Genomic DNA, 14870 nt, shown 5'->3' with positions numbered 1-14870 from the left:
CGATTCTGCCGACAATTCCTTGAACTGGCAAGAACAACCCTCAGCTATCGCTGTAGAGCGCAGATAGCGCAGTGAGCAAAAAGTATGGCCTTATTGAATATCCTCCGTTACCCGGATCCCCGCCTGCACAAGGTTGCCAAGCCCGTCACCGTGTTCGACGAGCGGCTGAAGAAACTCGTCGCCGACATGGCGGAAACCATGTACGACGCGCCCGGCGTCGGCCTGGCGGCGACCCAGGTCGACGTGCATGAGCAGGTGCTCGTGATCGACGTATCCGACACCAACAACGAACTGCGCGTGTTCATCAATCCGGAAATCACCTGGTCCAGCGACGAGAAGCAGGTCTACGACGAAGGCTGCCTGTCGGTGCCCGGCATTTACGACGGCGTCGAGCGTCCGGCACGCGTCAAGGCGCGCGCCTTCGATGCCGATGGCAAGGAATTCGAAGTGGAAGCCGACGGCCTGCTGGCAGTCTGCATCCAGCATGAGATGGACCACCTCAAGGGCAAGGTTTTCGTGGAATACCTGTCGCCGCTCAAGCGCAATCGCATCAAGACCAAGATGCTCAAGGAAGAGCGCGAACTGAAGCGCGGATAAGCCTCAACGCGCAAGGCGCGTGACGAGATCTGCCAAGAAAAAAACGGCCTGCGGATTGCAGGCCGTTTTTCATTGCATCAGGAGGCTACGATGAAACGGAAAATCCCGTCGTCGCCGAGCCGTCGTTGCAGCACGCCGTCGAACCACAGCTTGTGCAAATGCGCCACCGCCTCGCCCAGCGCAAAACTCAGCTGATGCGTGTCGAGCGGGCGCTTGAACATCACCGGCAATATCTCCACCGCCGTCTTCGGCGTCGCGCACGCCTCCAGCACTTCCGCCAGACGCGCGCGGTGGTGATCGTTCAGCTGCGCGATGCGCGTATGCAAGCCGCGGAACGGTTTGCCGTGCGACGGCAGCACCAGCGTGTCGTCGGCCAGGCCGGCATATTTTTTCAGCGAATCGAGGTATTGCTGCACCGGATTGGCTTCCGGCTCGATGGCGAACACCGACACGTTGGTCGAGATGCGAGGCAACACCATGTCGCCGGAAATCAGCAGGCGCGCATCGTCGGCATACAACGAGACATGTTCCGGCGAATGGCCGAAGCCGGTGATCACGCGCCACTCGCGCGCACCGATGCGCACCGTATGCTGGTCCTGCATGCGCGTGTATGCCAGCGGCACGCTGGGCACCAGGTTCTGGTAATAGTTGTTGCGACCGGCCAGCTTGGCGATCAGCTCTTCGTCAATCAGGCCGTGGCGGCGGAAATGCGGCGCCGCCGAGGTGCCGTCCGCGCCCGGCAAACCGGCCGACATCAAGCGCGCAAACCCGTAATCGCCGGTGCTCATCCACAACGGCGCATGCCAGCGCCCGCACAGCCAGTCCGCCAGGCCGACATGGTCGGGATGACAATGCGTGACCAGTACGCGAATGATTGGCAAGCCGCGCAGTTGCGTGGCGAAAATACTTTCCCAGCTCTCCCTGGTGGCGTCGGTGGCGATGCCGCAATCGACCGCGGTCCAGCCGCGTACGCGTCCGGTCGGCGTCTCGATCTCGTCTTCCAGCAGCCACAGGTTGATGTGGTCCAGGGCGAACGGCAGCCCCATGCGTAGCCACAATACGCCGGGCGCGACTTCCATGGTTGTGCCCACGGCGGGCAAGTTGTCGCCAAAGGCGTATTCGAGCTGGGATTCAAGAGCGTTCATGGGTACCTGACTGTAACCGGAAGATTTCCCGATGTTATCAAACTGGCAAAACACGAAGAAATATTTTCATTTTTTGCAGAGCAGCCTACAATATACTTTACGTTAACGTAAAGTGCCACGACCGCCCCGGAAACCGCAACGCGCCATCCTGAAGAGATCATGCCGACCTACACCATTACCGAGCTGGCCAAGGAATTCGACATCACGCCGCGCGCGATCCGGTTTTATGAAGACCAGGGATTGCTGAGCCCGAAGCGCGAAGGCAGCGGCGGCCGCAACCGCGTCTATGCCGCACGCGAACGTACCCGCCTCAAGCTCACGCTGCGCGGCAAGCGACTCGGCCTGACTCTCTCGGAAATCAAGAACCTGGTTGACATGTACGAGTCGCCCAAGGATACCGAATCGCAACTTCAGCGCTTCCTCGCCGTACTCGCGCAGCATCGCGAAAAACTGGAACGCCAGCGCGAAGACCTCGAAGTGACGCTGGAAGAAATCGCCGCCCACGAGGCCGAATGCCTGCAATTGCTGGAAACCGACCTGCCGCTCAAAGCACCCGCAAAACGCGCCGCCCGCACCGCCGCCGCACGAAAATCCGCCTGACCCCATGAATACGCATTGCTCATTATTTAGGCATCATTCGCAATTGAATTGACGTTAACGTAAAGCACGACGCTCGCATATAAATCAAAACCGATTATCCAAACGAGGAGACACAACATGATCCATCTGCCAGGCTTGACCTTCGATCACGGTGAAGACATCGCCGCCTTGCGCGAGAGCGTCGCCGCATTCGCGCAGGCTGAAATCGCCCCGCGCGCAGCGGAAATCGATCGCAGCGACCAGTTCCCGATGGACTTGTGGAAAAAGATGGGCGATCTCGGCGTGCTCGGCATCACCGCCGACGAAGAATACGGCGGCGCCGCGATGGGTTATCTCGCGCATATCGTCGCGCTGGAAGAAATCTCGCGCGCCTCGGCCTCGGTCGGCCTGTCCTATGGCGCGCACTCCAACCTGTGCGTGAACCAGATCAAACGCAACGGCACCGCCGCGCAAAAGGACAAGTACCTGCCCAAGCTGATCTCGGGCGACTTCGTCGGCGCGCTCGCCATGTCGGAGCCCAATGCCGGCTCCGACGTCGTCAGCATGAAACTGCGCGCCGACAAGAAGGGCGACCGTTACGTATTGAACGGCAGCAAGATGTGGATCACCAACGGCCCCGATGCCGACGTACTGGTGGTGTACGCCAAGACCGACCTGGAAGCCGGCGCACGCGGCATGACCGCCTTCCTGGTCGAAAAGGGTTACAAAGGATTCTCGGTCGCACAAAAGCTCGACAAGCTCGGCATGCGCGGTTCGCACACCGGCGAACTGGTGTTCCAGGATTGCGAGGTGCCGGAAGAAAACGTGCTCGGCGGCGTCGGTCGCGGCGTCAACGTGCTGATGTCCGGGCTCGACTTCGAACGCGCGGTGCTGTCCGGCGGCCCGCTCGGCATCATGCAGGCCTGCATGGATGTCGTCGTCCCCTACGTGCACGACCGCAAGCAGTTTGGCCAGGCCATCGGCGAATTCCAGCTGATGCAGGGCAAGATCGCCGACATGTATTCGACCATGATGGCCTGCAAGGCCTATGTCTACGCCGTCGGCCAGGCCTGCGACCGCGCGAAGACGCCGGACGCAGCGCGCGCGCTGCGCAAGGACGCCGCCGGTGCCATCCTCTACTCCGCAGAGAAAGCCACCTGGATGGCCGGCGAGGCGATCCAGGCGCTGGGAGGCAACGGCTACATCAACGAATACCCGGTCGGCCGCCTGTGGCGCGACGCCAAGCTCTACGAGATCGGCGCCGGCACCAGCGAGATTCGTCGCATGCTGATCGGCCGCGAACTGTTTGCCGAGACTATGTAAACATTTTTTGAATCATTCATCCTAGCAGGAGAAGAACATGCAAGACCGTATTGAAGATCCGATTGTCATCGTCGGCGCCGCGCGCACTCCCATGGGCGCTTTCCAGGGCGAATTGTCGGCGTTGACCGCCAGCGATCTCGGCGCCGCCGCCATCAAGGCCGCGCTGGAACGTGCCGGCGTCGCGCCCGAACAAGTGCAGGACGTATTGTTCGGCAACTGCCTGATGGCCGGACAGGGCCAGGCCCCTGCGCGCCAGGCGGCGATCAAGGCTGGCATTCCCGTCTCGGCCGGCGCCGTGACCTTGTCGAAGATGTGCGGCTCGGCCATGCAGGCGACCATGTTCGGCTTCGACTCCATCCTTGCCGGCACCAACGAAGTGGTGGTCGCCGGCGGCATGGAATCGATGACCAACGCCCCCTACCTGATTCCGAAAGCGCGCGGCGGTTATCGCATCGGCCACGGCATGATCTACGACCACATGATGCTCGACGGCCTGGAAGACGCCTATGACAAGGGCCGCGCCATGGGCACCTTCGGCGAAGACTGCGCCGCGAAATACCACTTCACGCGCGAAGACCAGGACGCCTTTGCAATCGCCTCGGTCAAGCGCGCGCAACAAGCCACGGCAGACGGTTCGTTCAAATGGGAAATTGCACCGGTCACCGTGACCACCCGCGCCGGCGATGTCGTGGTCGATACCGATGAAGGTCCGCGCAAGGCCAAGGTCGAAAAAATCCCGACGCTGAAAGCCGCCTTCAAGAAAGACGGCACCATCACTGCCGCCTCCTCCTCCTCGATCAACGATGGAGCCGCCGCGCTGGTGCTGATGCGCGAATCGACGGCGAAGAAACTCGGCAGCACGCCGATCGCCCGTATCGTCGGCCACGCGCGTCACTCGCAGGAACCGAACTGGTTCACCACCGCCCCGATCGGCGCCATCAACAATCTGTACAAGAAAATCGGCTGGAGCACCGCCGACGTCGATCTGTTTGAAATCAACGAGGCCTTCGCCGCCGTGCCGATGGCCGCGATGAAGGAACTCGGCATCACCCACGACAAGGTCAACATCCACGGCGGCGCCTGCGCGCTGGGCCATCCGATCGGCGCATCGGGTGCACGCATCCTCGTCACGCTGATCGGCGCACTGAAGAAAACCGGCGGCAAGCGCGGCGTCGCGTCCTTGTGCATCGGCGGCGGCGAAGGCACGGCGCTGGCGATTGAATTGCTGTAATCACTCCGGGATCAACATGAGCGACCAAAAATCACCTGTCGATTTCTACTTCGACTTCAGTTCGCCTTACGGCTATTTTGCATCACTGCACATCGAAAAGCTGGCGGCGCAATACGGCCGTACGGTCAACTGGCGCGCCATCCTGCTCGGCCCGGTGTTCAAGACCATGAACATCGCGCCGATCGCCAACGTGCCGTTGAAGGGCGACTATGCGCGCCACGACATGGAACGCAGCGCGCGTTTCCACAACATCCTGTTCCGCCATCCCGACGTCATGCCGATCGCCACGCAACATGCGGCGCGCGCAGTGTTATGGGTGCAGCAAAACGATGCGGCCAGGGCGGTCAATCTGATCCATGCCATCTACAGCGCCTACTTCACCGAGAACATCGACATCAGCAAACTCGAGACGGTGATCCGCATCGCCGGCGATAACGGCATCGACGCCGGCAAGCTGAGCACGGCGCTCAACGACGACACCGTCAAGGAAGCGCTGAAAACCGAAGTCGCCGCCTCAATCGAACGCGGCGTGTTCGGCTCGCCGTTCGTGATCGTCGACGGAGAATCGTTCTGGGGCTTCGACCGCTTCGACCAGCTTGAGGCTTTCCTGAAGAGCGGAAAGATCTGATGGCGGGCAAGACAGACAAGGTGGCCTGTCCCTGCGGCAAAGGCGTCTACGGCGCCTGCTGCGGCCGCTTCATTTCGGGTGAAGCGGTGCCGGCGACGGCGGAGCAATTGATGCGCTCGCGCTATACGGCGTTCGCGCTGCGCGAGGAAGCGTATCTGCGCGCGACCTGGCATCCCGATACGCTGCCGGAGGAACCCCTCACCGCCGAGGACGACGTCAAATGGATAGGGCTCGACGTGATCAGGCACAAGCATGTCAAAGGTGCAGATGAAGGCGCAGATAAAGGCGCAGATAAAGGCGCCGACGAAGCGACCGTGGAATTCGTGGCGCGCTTCAAGGTCGGCGGCCGTGGTCATCGCCTGCATGAAGTCAGCAGTTTCGTACGCCAGCCGGATGCCGCCGGCGTAGCGCGCTGGTATTACGTCGACGGCGCATTTCCGGATGACGAGTGAGAGCGGCGTTGTTGGCCGCTCCAGAAAAATATATTGAGACAAAGGATCACCATGCCGCAACTCGAGAGCAAACTGAACACGCGCAGCGAAGACTTCCAGAGCAACGCGACGGCGATGCAAATCATCGTCGACGATCTGAAAGAGAAGATCGCCGTCATCGCGCAAGGCGGCGGCGAGGCCGCACGCGACAAGCATCTGGCGCGCGGCAAACTGCTGCCGCGCGACCGCGTGCAGATGCTGCTCGATCCCGGCACGCCCTTCCTTGAGTTCTCGCAACTGGCCGCCTACGGCATGTACCAGGAAAAGGGCAAGGACAAGGACCAGCAACTGCGGGACGCGGCGCCGTCCGCCGGCATCATCACCGGCATCGGCCGCGTCGCCGGCCAGGAATGCGTGATCGTCTGCAACGACGCCACCGTCAAGGGCGGCACCTACTATCCGATGACCGCCAAGAAACATCTGCGCGCGCAGGAGATCGCCGAGTTCAACAACCTGCCCTGCATCTACCTGGTCGACAGCGGCGGCGCCAACTTGCCGAATCAGGATGAAGTGTTCCCCGACCGCGATCACTTCGGCCGCATCTTCTTCAACCAGGCCAACCTGTCGGCCAAGGGCATTCCACAAATCGCGGTGGTGATGGGTTCGTGTACGGCGGGCGGCGCGTACGTGCCGGCGATGAGCGACGAATCCATCATCGTCAAGGATCAGGGCACCATTTTCCTGGCCGGCCCGCCGCTGGTGAAGGCCGCCACCGGCGAGGTCGTCACGGCCGAAGAACTGGGTGGCGGCGACGTGCACACGCGCCTGTCGGGCGTGGTCGATCATCTGGCGCAAAACGATCTGCACGCGCTGTCGATTGCGCGCAGCATCGTCGGCAACCTCAATCGCACCAAACCGCAGCAGCTTGCCCTGCGGAAGGTCGATGAGGTGCGCGAACCGAAATATCCGGCGCGCGAACTGTACGGCGTGATCCCGACCGACACACGCAAGCCGTTCGACGTGCGCGAAGTGATTGCACGCGTGGTCGACGGTAGCGAGTTCGACGAATTCAAGGCGCGCTACGGCACCACGCTGGTATGCGGTTTCGCGCATCTGTACGGCATGCCGGTCGGTATCATCGCCAACAACGGCATCCTGTTTTCGGAGTCGGCGCTCAAGGGCGCGCACTTCATCGAATTGTGCTGCCAGCGCAAGATCCCGTTGATTTTCCTGCAGAACATCACCGGCTTCATGGTCGGCAAGAAATATGAAAACGAAGGCATTGCGCGCAACGGTGCCAAGATGGTGACCGCCGTCTCGACCGCCGCCGTGCCGAAGCTGACGATGATCATCGGCGGCAGTTTCGGCGCCGGCAACTACGGCATGTGCGGTCGCGCTTTCTCGCCGCGCTTCCTGTGGATGTGGCCGAACGCACGCATCTCGGTGATGGGCGGCGAGCAGGCCGCCAGCGTGCTGGCGACCGTCAAGCGCGACGGCATTGAGTCCAAGGGCGGCAGCTGGACGGCGGAAGAGGAAGCCGCCTTCAAGACCCCGATCCGCGAACAATACGAACACCAGGGCCATCCCTATTACGCCTCGGCACGCCTGTGGGACGACGGTGTAATCGATCCTGCCGATACGCGCATGGTGCTCGGGCTGGGCTTGAGCGCAGCATTGAATGCGCCGATCCAGGAGACCAGGTTCGGTGTGTTCCGGATGTGAAGCCTGACGGCATTTGCGACCTGGAGAACGTGAATTCCCGTTTTTGCAAAAATTCGCGCATCGGAACGGCTGAAAATGGGCCGATGCTTCCTGTTGAATACCGGTAGAATTTTGGACTTCGACAACAAGAAAAATGGGTGAAGGAAATGCTGAAATACGGGGGCTCGGTTCTACTTGCAGTTTTTATTCTCACGGGTTGCGCTGGTACCGTTCATCGCGACAATAACGCCCTGAAGTCGAATTTCGCGGCGGATTCGGTGAGCGAAGTTGAAGTACAAATGACGGACGAAGCTCAAAAGTTGCAAACCGACAATACGCAATTCAGCACCAACGACTTGCTCGGTTATATCGAGCGCAAACTCGACGGGCAGAATTTGCTGAAAAACAATGCGCCGTATCGACTGCAGGTCACCGTTACCCGCTTCCGGATCCGGTCGGCATTTAGCGCAGTGATGTGGGGAATCATGGCTGGCACGGATTCCGTCGAAGGAAAGGTCCGGGTCTTGGATCGCGACGGAAAACAAGTCCACTCCTTTGATGTCTCGGCATCGTATGGTCTGGGTGGATTGGCTGGTGGCCAGGATGGCATGCGGATGAACTGGCTGTACGGAAAGTTTGCCGAATTGACGATTGCGGAACTGACGGGGAAAACGGAATTTACCAACGTCAAAACCGATCGCAAGGACGCCGTTAAATCTAAATCGACCACAGAAGCCAAATCGACCTCGAAGCACCTCTTTACGATTCCAGACGACAGCAACTTTGCGCCACTGGAGAATGCCGATGCGATTCCCTACGTCAACCAGCATGCCAAAGATAGCTATGCGCTGTATCTGACCAGACAGAAGCCACGTGCGTACGTCATTGCCGATTCCGGAGCATGGGCCTATCGGGTCGGAAAAGATGCGCTGACCAATGCTCTCGTCGCTTGTGAGTCGAGGACGCAATCGACATGCTATCCCTACGCCATCGACGACCACGTCGTCTGGCAGACCGATGACGTCGCACGAAACGCCATCCGCAGGAAAGTGCTTGCAGAAATCGCCGCCGGACAAAACGCCGGAAGGGCCGTGCAAAGCACCGAAACAGTCGTGCAGAAGGCGCAGCAAACAGAAAAATAGGCCCTGCGGGGTGATCGGAAATTGCACGGACATTTCCACCTCGCGAGCCGTCCAAGGAATTTCTCATTCGAGACATGCAAGACCGTATGCCTCGGATGACCAGAAAGATGGCCACATAAAAGGAGACAACATGTTCAGCAAAATCCTGATCGCCAATCGCGGCGAGATCGCCTGCCGCGTCGCCGAAACTGCACGCCGCATGGGCGTCAAGACCGTTGCCGTGTATTCCGAAGCGGATGCGCAGGCCAAGCACGTCGCCGCCTGCGACGAGGCGGTGCTGATCGGCCCGGCGCCGGCCAAGGAAAGCTATCTGCTCGGCGACAAGATCATCGCGGTGGCGCTGGCGACCGGCGCGCAGGCGATCCATCCCGGCTACGGCTTCTTGTCGGAGAACGCCGGTTTCGCCGAAGCCTGCGCCAAGGCCGGGCTGGTCTTTATCGGCCCGCCGGCCTCGGCGATCCATGCGATGGGCTCGAAATCGGCGGCCAAGGCCCTGATGGAAAAAGCCAATGTCCCCCTGGTGCCCGGTTATCACGGCGACAACCAGGATGCCGATTTCCTGCAGAAGGAAGCCGACCGCATCAGCTATCCCGTGCTGCTCAAGGCCAGCGCTGGCGGCGGCGGCAAGGGCATGCGCATTGTCGACAAAGCGGAAGACTTCAAGGCCGCGCTGGCGTCATGCAAACGCGAAGCCATCAACAGCTTCGGCGACGACAAGGTGCTGGTGGAACGCTACCTGACGCGTCCGCGCCATATCGAAATCCAGGTCTTCGCCGACAGCCACGGCGAGTGCGTCTATCTGTTCGAGCGCGATTGTTCGGTGCAGCGCCGTCACCAGAAAGTGCTGGAAGAAGCGCCCGCACCGAGAATGAGCGAAGAGCGCCGGCGCGCCATGGGCGATGCCGCCGTGGCCGCAGCAAAGGCGGTCGGTTATGTCGGCGCGGGCACGGTAGAGTTCATCGCCAATCAGGACGGCTCGTTCTACTTCATGGAAATGAACACGCGCCTGCAGGTCGAACATCCCGTGACCGAGATGATCACCGGCCTCGATCTGGTCGAATGGCAATTGCGCGTGGCCTCCGGTGAAAAACTGCCGCTGCGCCAGGAGCAGTTGCAACTCAACGGCCACGCCATCGAGGCGCGCATTTACGCCGAGAATCCGGAGAAAGGTTTCCTGCCGTCCATCGGCACGCTGCGCTATCTGCATACGCCGCCGGCAGTGCATTTCCGCGTCGACAGCCATGTGCAGACGCCGGCTGCGGTGCGCATCGATTCCGGCGTGCGCGAAGGCGATGCGATTTCACCGTTTTACGATCCGATGATCGCCAAGCTCATCGTCTGGGGCAAGGACCGCGACGCCGCGCTGGCGAACATGACGGCGGCGCTGGCACAGTACCGCATCGTCGGGCTGGCCACCAATATCGGTTTCCTGCAACGGCTGGTTGCAGGACAAGCCTTCTCCACCGCAGATCTCGACACCGGGCTGATCGAGCGCAATCACGACGCCCTCTTCCCGCCGCAGCTACCGGCATCGACCGCCGTGCTGGCGCTGTTGCAGCAACGCTTGCAGCAGGAACAAAAGGATGCGAAGGCAGGAAAAAAGAAGGCGGCGTAAAACAGGACGGTGTCCGGCTTCCATCGGGAAGCCGGACACCTCGGGAGAAAAACTATGCCGTGGCCGGCACCCGCTCCAGCTTGGGCAGGAAAGCCGCCAGCAAACCAATCAGCGGCAGAAACGCGCACACCTGATAGACAAAGAAAATGTCGGTGACGTCGGCCAGATGCCCGAGCAGCGCCGCGCCGATGCCGCCGAAACCGAACATCAGGCCGAAGAACACGCCCGAGATCAAACCCACCTTGCCCGGCACCAACTCCTGCGCATACACCACGATGGCCGAAAACGCCGACGCCAGGATGAAACCGACAAACACGCACAGCACGCCGGTCCAGAACAGGTTGGCGTGGGGCAGCAGCAAGGCGAACGGCGCCGCGCCGAGAATCGAGAACCAGATCACGCGCTTGCGTCCGATGCGGTCGCCGATCGGTCCGCCGAAGAAGGTCCCCGCCGCCACCGCGCCAAGGAACAGGAACAGCAGGATCTGCGAATCGCCTACGGCCAGATGGAATCTGTCGATCAGATAGAAAGTGAAATAGCTGGTGAAACTGGCCATGTAAAAGTACTTGGAAAACACCAGCAAGGCCAGCACCACCAGCGCCTTTTTGACCGCGCCGGGAGACAGGTGATGATGCACCGTCGCGCGCGTCTTCCTGGCGCCGGCGGCCAGATGGCGGCGATACCAACTGCTCACGCGCGACAGCACCACGATCGCCACCACGGCGAAGATGCAGAACCACGCAATATTGGGTTGACCGAACGGCACCACGATCGCCGCCGCCAGCAACGGTCCGAATGCCGAGCCGGCATTGCCGCCGACCTGGAAAGTCGACTGCGCGAACCCGAAGCGGCCGCCGGACGCCATGCGGGCGATACGCGAGGCTTCCGGATGGAAGGTCGACGAACCGATGCCGATCAGCGCTGCCGCCAGCAAGAACCAGCCGAAGCTGCCGGCCATCGACAACAGCACGATGCCCAGCAATGTGAACAGCGCCCCGCACGGCAGCAGCAACGGCTGGGGATGTCTGTCGGTGACCATGCCGATCCACGGCTGTATCAGCGAGGCCGTGACCTGGAAGGTCAGCGTGATCAGACCGACCTGGGTGAACGTCAATCCGTAGTTTTGCTTGAGCATGGGATAGATGGACGGTAACAGCGCCTGGATCAGGTCATTGATCAGGTGGGCGAAACCGACCGCGAGCACGATGCGCAGCACCAATGGCGAACTGCCTTGCTGTGCTCCCGGCGCTGCGCTTGCAGCCGGAGTGCCGGACAAGGCGGCGGAAGGAGATGTCTGGATGGTCATGGCGATGAGAGGCGAATAAAAGGATGAAATGGCAGGAATGGCAGGACGACAGGTGAATGGTATAGTGACACTTAAAAACCGGAATGACATTTTTCGTCGATTAAGTGACAACTCCATTTTCTCGCCATGACCCGCACCGTCCACTCCAGCCCCAAGGCGGCCCGGCTGCAGCAATTGCCGCAAGCGGTAGTCGCTTTCAGCCGCGACTTCGATCACGACCAATTGCTGGCCACGCACTCGCATCCGCGCGGCCAGTTGCTGTACGCCGCCGAAGGCGTCATGCAGGTGCGTACTTCTCACGGCCTTTGGGTGATCCCGCCGCAGCGCGCGCTGTGGGTGCCGTGCAGCCTGGCGCATGAAATCCGCATGCTCAGCGCGGTGCGCCTGCGCACGCTCTACATCCGCCCGCACGAATCGGAACTGATCGGCGCCGAGTGCCGTTTGCTCGAAGTCAGCGCGCTGCTGCGCGAGCTGATCCTGGCGCTGCTACAGGAAGAATCCGACTACGACACCCGCGGCCGCGGAGGCCATCTGGCGCAACTGATCCTGTCGGAAATCGACGGCGCCGCCGCCATCCCCGTGGTGATTCCGTGGCCGTCCGACCGGCGCGTGGTGGCGGTGTGCGAAGCCATCCTCGCCGATCCCGGCAACGCCAACTCGCTGGCGCACTGGGCGGAATTCGTGGGCGCCAGTCCGCGCACACTGATCCGCCTGTTCCCGAAAGAGACCGGCCTGCACTTCCGCCATTGGGTGCAACAAGTCCACATCACCGATGCGCTGCTGCGGCTGTCGCAGGGCGAAGCCGTCGAACGCATTGCCGAACGGCTCGGTTACAAAAGCGCCAGCGCCTTCACCAGCATGTTCCGCGGCGTGCTCGGCAAGACACCGAGCCAGTATGGCGGCCTGGCGCGCCGAAACATTGCGGTCGACATGCTGCAGCGCGAGAAGTAAGACTGCAACGCCGCGCGCTGTTGCAGCGCAAAATGTGCGCCGTCACGATCGGTTATCACGCGATGAATTAGTTTCATTGGACAGTGCCGGAGGCCGGGCGTAGTGTCGCTTTCCAACCGGCCGCTTGCATCGCTGAAATGCATTCTGAAGAGCCGGTGACAGAATCAAGAACCATAAAAGCCGGCGGACGCACCCAAGGCAGCAGCTTCGGGACGTCACGCTTCAGGCGGAGACAACACAGGATTTTTCACGCGAAAACGATTTCCATCGCCGGCGACGCATTGCGTCCGTTGCGAAGGCCTTGTTACGCCCGCAATTTCCTATGACCGCATTGCCGAATTGCCGAAGTGAATTTGTTTTACCAAGCAGTGACACAACAACAATTCTTACTCCAGGAGATTGCATGAACACCTTCAAAGCCAGCATCAAATCCGGCATCAAATACGCCGCCGCAGCCGTCCTCGGCCTGGTCTGCCTCGCCCAGTCGGTCAGTGCGGACACGCTCAGCGACATCCGCCAGCGCAAGAAAATCGTCATCGCCATCGACCTCGGCTCGCCACCGTTCGGCATGACCGACGACAAGCTTCAACCGTACGGCTCCGACGTCAGTGCCGCCAAGATGCTGGCCAAGGACCTCGGCGTCGAGATGGAAATCATCCAGGTCACCGGCCCCAACCGCGTGCCCTTCCTGCTGACCAACAAGGCCGATATCGTCATCGCTTCATTCAGCATTACGCCGGAGCGTGCCAAGGTGATCAACTTCAGCGTGCCTTACAGCGCATCGGAATCGGTGGTCGGCGCAGAACGTTCGATGCAGATCAAGAGCCTGGCCGACCTGGCCGGCAAACGTGTCGGCGTGGTGCGAGGCAACCTGCAGGACACGCTGCTGACGCCGATCGTCCCCAAGGGCACGATCCTGGTGCGCTACGACGACGACTCGACCAACGCGGCCGCACTGCTGTCGGGCCAGGTCGACGCCATCGGCACCGCCAAGGAACTGGTGACCACGACGGCGCGCAAGAATCCGGGCCGCAACATCGAGACCAAGTTCTCGGTCAAGGTCGTACCGCACGGCATCGGCGTGCGCAAGGAAGACACCGCGCTGCTGGCCTGGATCAACAGCTGGGTAGTCACCAACATGAAGAACGGCAACCTGGCGAAGTCGTATGAAGCGGCGGCCGGCGCACCATTGCCCGATCTCTCGCAATACCTGCCTAAATAAAAGATATTGAAGACAACATCGTTTGGCGTCGGCGCTGCTGTTGCAGAAACAGCAGCGCCGGCTTTTTTCACTTTCGCGAAAGCATTTCTCCAGTCATGAAAAATATCGGATTCATAGGCGTCGGCATGATGGGCCAGGGCATGGCGCACAACCTCGTCATCAAGGGTTTCAACGTCACCGTAATGGGCAACCGCAATCGCAAGCCGGTGGAAGAACTGGTCGCCGAAGGCGCGCGCGAAGCGACCAGCCTGCAAGACCTGGTGGCGAACGTTGACGCCATCATCCTGTGCGTCACCGGCTCGCCGCAGGTGGAAGACCTGATCTTCCGCGCCGGCGGCATCCTGGAAAACTGCCGCAGCGGCCAGATCCTGATCGACTGCTCCACCAGCGAGCCGATGTCGAGCGCACGCATCGCCGAACAACTGGCGGCCAAGGGCGTCAGCTTCGTCGACGCACCGCTGGCGCGCACGCCGGTCGAAGCCATGCAGGGCCGCCTCAACACCATGGTCGGCGCCGATGACGCCACCTTCGCCAAGGTCAAGCCGGTGCTCGAAGCGTTCTGCGAAAACATCTTCCATATCGGCGGCACCACCAGCGCGCAAAAGCTCAAGCTGCTTAACAACTTCATCGCGATCGGCACTGCCACGCTGGCGACCGAAGCGCTGGCGATGTGCGACGCCGTCGGCGTCGATCAGCGCAAGTTCTTCGACGTGATCAGCAAGGGCGGCGCCAACAGCGGCATCTTCCAGATGATCGCCGGCGGCATCCTCGAAGGCCGTTCGGACGGCATGAAATTCAGCATCGCCAACGCCGGCAAGGATCTGAGCTACTACAACAACATGACCGCGGCATTCACCAACCCCTCCATGATCGGCCCGCACGTCGCCGCCACCTTGCAGCAGAGCGCGCAGGAAGGTTTTGGCGAGCAGATGCTGGGAGCGATGGTACAGGCGCACAAAAACAGGCTCGCAGCGAAGAAGTAAGCAGCCGCGCCGCCGC

Annotated in this window: 13 protein-coding genes and 1 pseudogene; 12 read left to right on the top strand and 2 right to left on the bottom strand. The window is 61.1% G+C overall.

The genetic code is table 11. The features are described from left to right. Positions 1 to 84: 84 nt before the first annotated feature. On the top strand, positions 85 to 597 hold the full coding sequence (gene def / locus F506_RS04345) for a peptide deformylase (protein ID WP_053195502.1): 513 nt from the start codon (positions 85 to 87) through the stop codon (positions 595 to 597). A gap of 77 nt (positions 598 to 674) precedes the next feature. Here def and F506_RS04340 read toward each other — a convergent pair whose 3' ends face one another. Beyond that, entirely contained in the window at positions 675 to 1742 is a 1068-nt protein-coding gene (locus F506_RS04340; RefSeq protein ID WP_053195501.1) for an MBL fold metallo-hydrolase, read from the bottom strand. Positions 1743 to 1901: 159 nt separating this feature from the next. Here F506_RS04340 and F506_RS04335 point away from each other — a divergent pair, with 159 nt between their 5' ends. From F506_RS04335 to F506_RS04300, 8 genes and pseudogenes are all read left to right on the top strand, one after another. After that, entirely contained in the window at positions 1902 to 2342 is a 441-nt protein-coding gene (locus tag F506_RS04335; protein WP_053195500.1) for a MerR family transcriptional regulator, read from the top strand. Positions 2343 to 2459: 117 nt separating this feature from the next. Continuing rightward, positions 2460 to 3644 (top strand): isovaleryl-CoA dehydrogenase, encoded by a 1185-nt coding sequence (locus tag F506_RS04330; RefSeq protein ID WP_053195499.1) that lies wholly within the window; start codon positions 2460 to 2462, stop codon positions 3642 to 3644. A gap of 37 nt (positions 3645 to 3681) precedes the next feature. Further along, a complete protein-coding gene (locus tag F506_RS04325) occupies positions 3682 to 4875 on the top strand; it encodes an acetyl-CoA C-acetyltransferase (protein ID WP_053195498.1) in 1194 nt (397 codons plus the stop codon). 16 nt (positions 4876 to 4891) lie between these two features. Next, a complete protein-coding gene (locus F506_RS04320) occupies positions 4892 to 5503 on the top strand; it encodes a 2-hydroxychromene-2-carboxylate isomerase (protein ID WP_053195497.1) in 612 nt (203 codons plus the stop codon). Next, on the top strand, positions 5503 to 5955 hold the full coding sequence (locus tag F506_RS04315; protein WP_053195496.1) for a YchJ family protein: 453 nt from the start codon (positions 5503 to 5505) through the stop codon (positions 5953 to 5955). The genes F506_RS04320 and F506_RS04315 overlap by 1 nt, the downstream gene beginning before the upstream one ends. Positions 5956 to 6006: 51 nt before the next feature. Continuing rightward, positions 6007 to 7656: a carboxyl transferase domain-containing protein gene (locus tag F506_RS04310; protein ID WP_053195495.1), complete on the top strand. Its 1650-nt coding sequence runs from the start codon at positions 6007 to 6009 to the stop codon at positions 7654 to 7656. A 146-nt stretch (positions 7657 to 7802) separates the two neighbouring features. Next, on the top strand, positions 7803 to 8777 hold the full coding sequence (locus F506_RS04305) for a DUF4410 domain-containing protein (protein ID WP_235471504.1): 975 nt from the start codon (positions 7803 to 7805) through the stop codon (positions 8775 to 8777). Positions 8778 to 8907: 130 nt separating this feature from the next. Next, positions 8908 to 10365 (top strand): annotated as a pseudogene (locus F506_RS04300) (acetyl-CoA carboxylase biotin carboxylase subunit); the annotation flags it as partial. Between the two features lie 79 nt (positions 10366 to 10444). On the opposite strand, the gene F506_RS04295 reads toward F506_RS04300, so the two are convergent. Beyond that, the gene (locus F506_RS04295) at positions 10445 to 11698 is read right to left on the bottom strand and encodes an MFS transporter (protein ID WP_053195493.1); all 1254 of its coding nucleotides are present in this window, start codon (positions 11696 to 11698) and stop codon (positions 10445 to 10447) included. 126 nt (positions 11699 to 11824) lie between these two features. Here F506_RS04295 and F506_RS04290 point away from each other — a divergent pair, with 126 nt between their 5' ends. The 3 genes from F506_RS04290 to F506_RS04280 all read left to right on the top strand — a co-directional run bounded on the left by F506_RS04290 (position 11825) and on the right by F506_RS04280 (position 14854). After that, a complete protein-coding gene (locus tag F506_RS04290; protein WP_053195492.1) occupies positions 11825 to 12649 on the top strand; it encodes an AraC family transcriptional regulator in 825 nt (274 codons plus the stop codon). Between the two features lie 403 nt (positions 12650 to 13052). Next, entirely contained in the window at positions 13053 to 13871 is an 819-nt protein-coding gene (locus F506_RS04285; RefSeq protein WP_053195491.1) for a transporter substrate-binding domain-containing protein, read from the top strand. 95 nt (positions 13872 to 13966) lie between these two features. Beyond that, positions 13967 to 14854 (top strand): NAD(P)-dependent oxidoreductase, encoded by an 888-nt coding sequence (locus F506_RS04280; protein ID WP_053195490.1) that lies wholly within the window; start codon positions 13967 to 13969, stop codon positions 14852 to 14854. Positions 14855 to 14870 lie beyond the last annotated feature (16 nt).

Origin of the sequence: Herbaspirillum hiltneri N3 (assembly GCF_001267925.1) — a bacterium.
GTDB lineage: Bacteria > Pseudomonadota > Gammaproteobacteria > Burkholderiales > Burkholderiaceae_D > Herbaspirillum > Herbaspirillum hiltneri.
The sequence above is the reverse complement of the archived record's forward strand: the minus strand, read 5'-3'. Positions and strand labels throughout refer to the sequence as shown.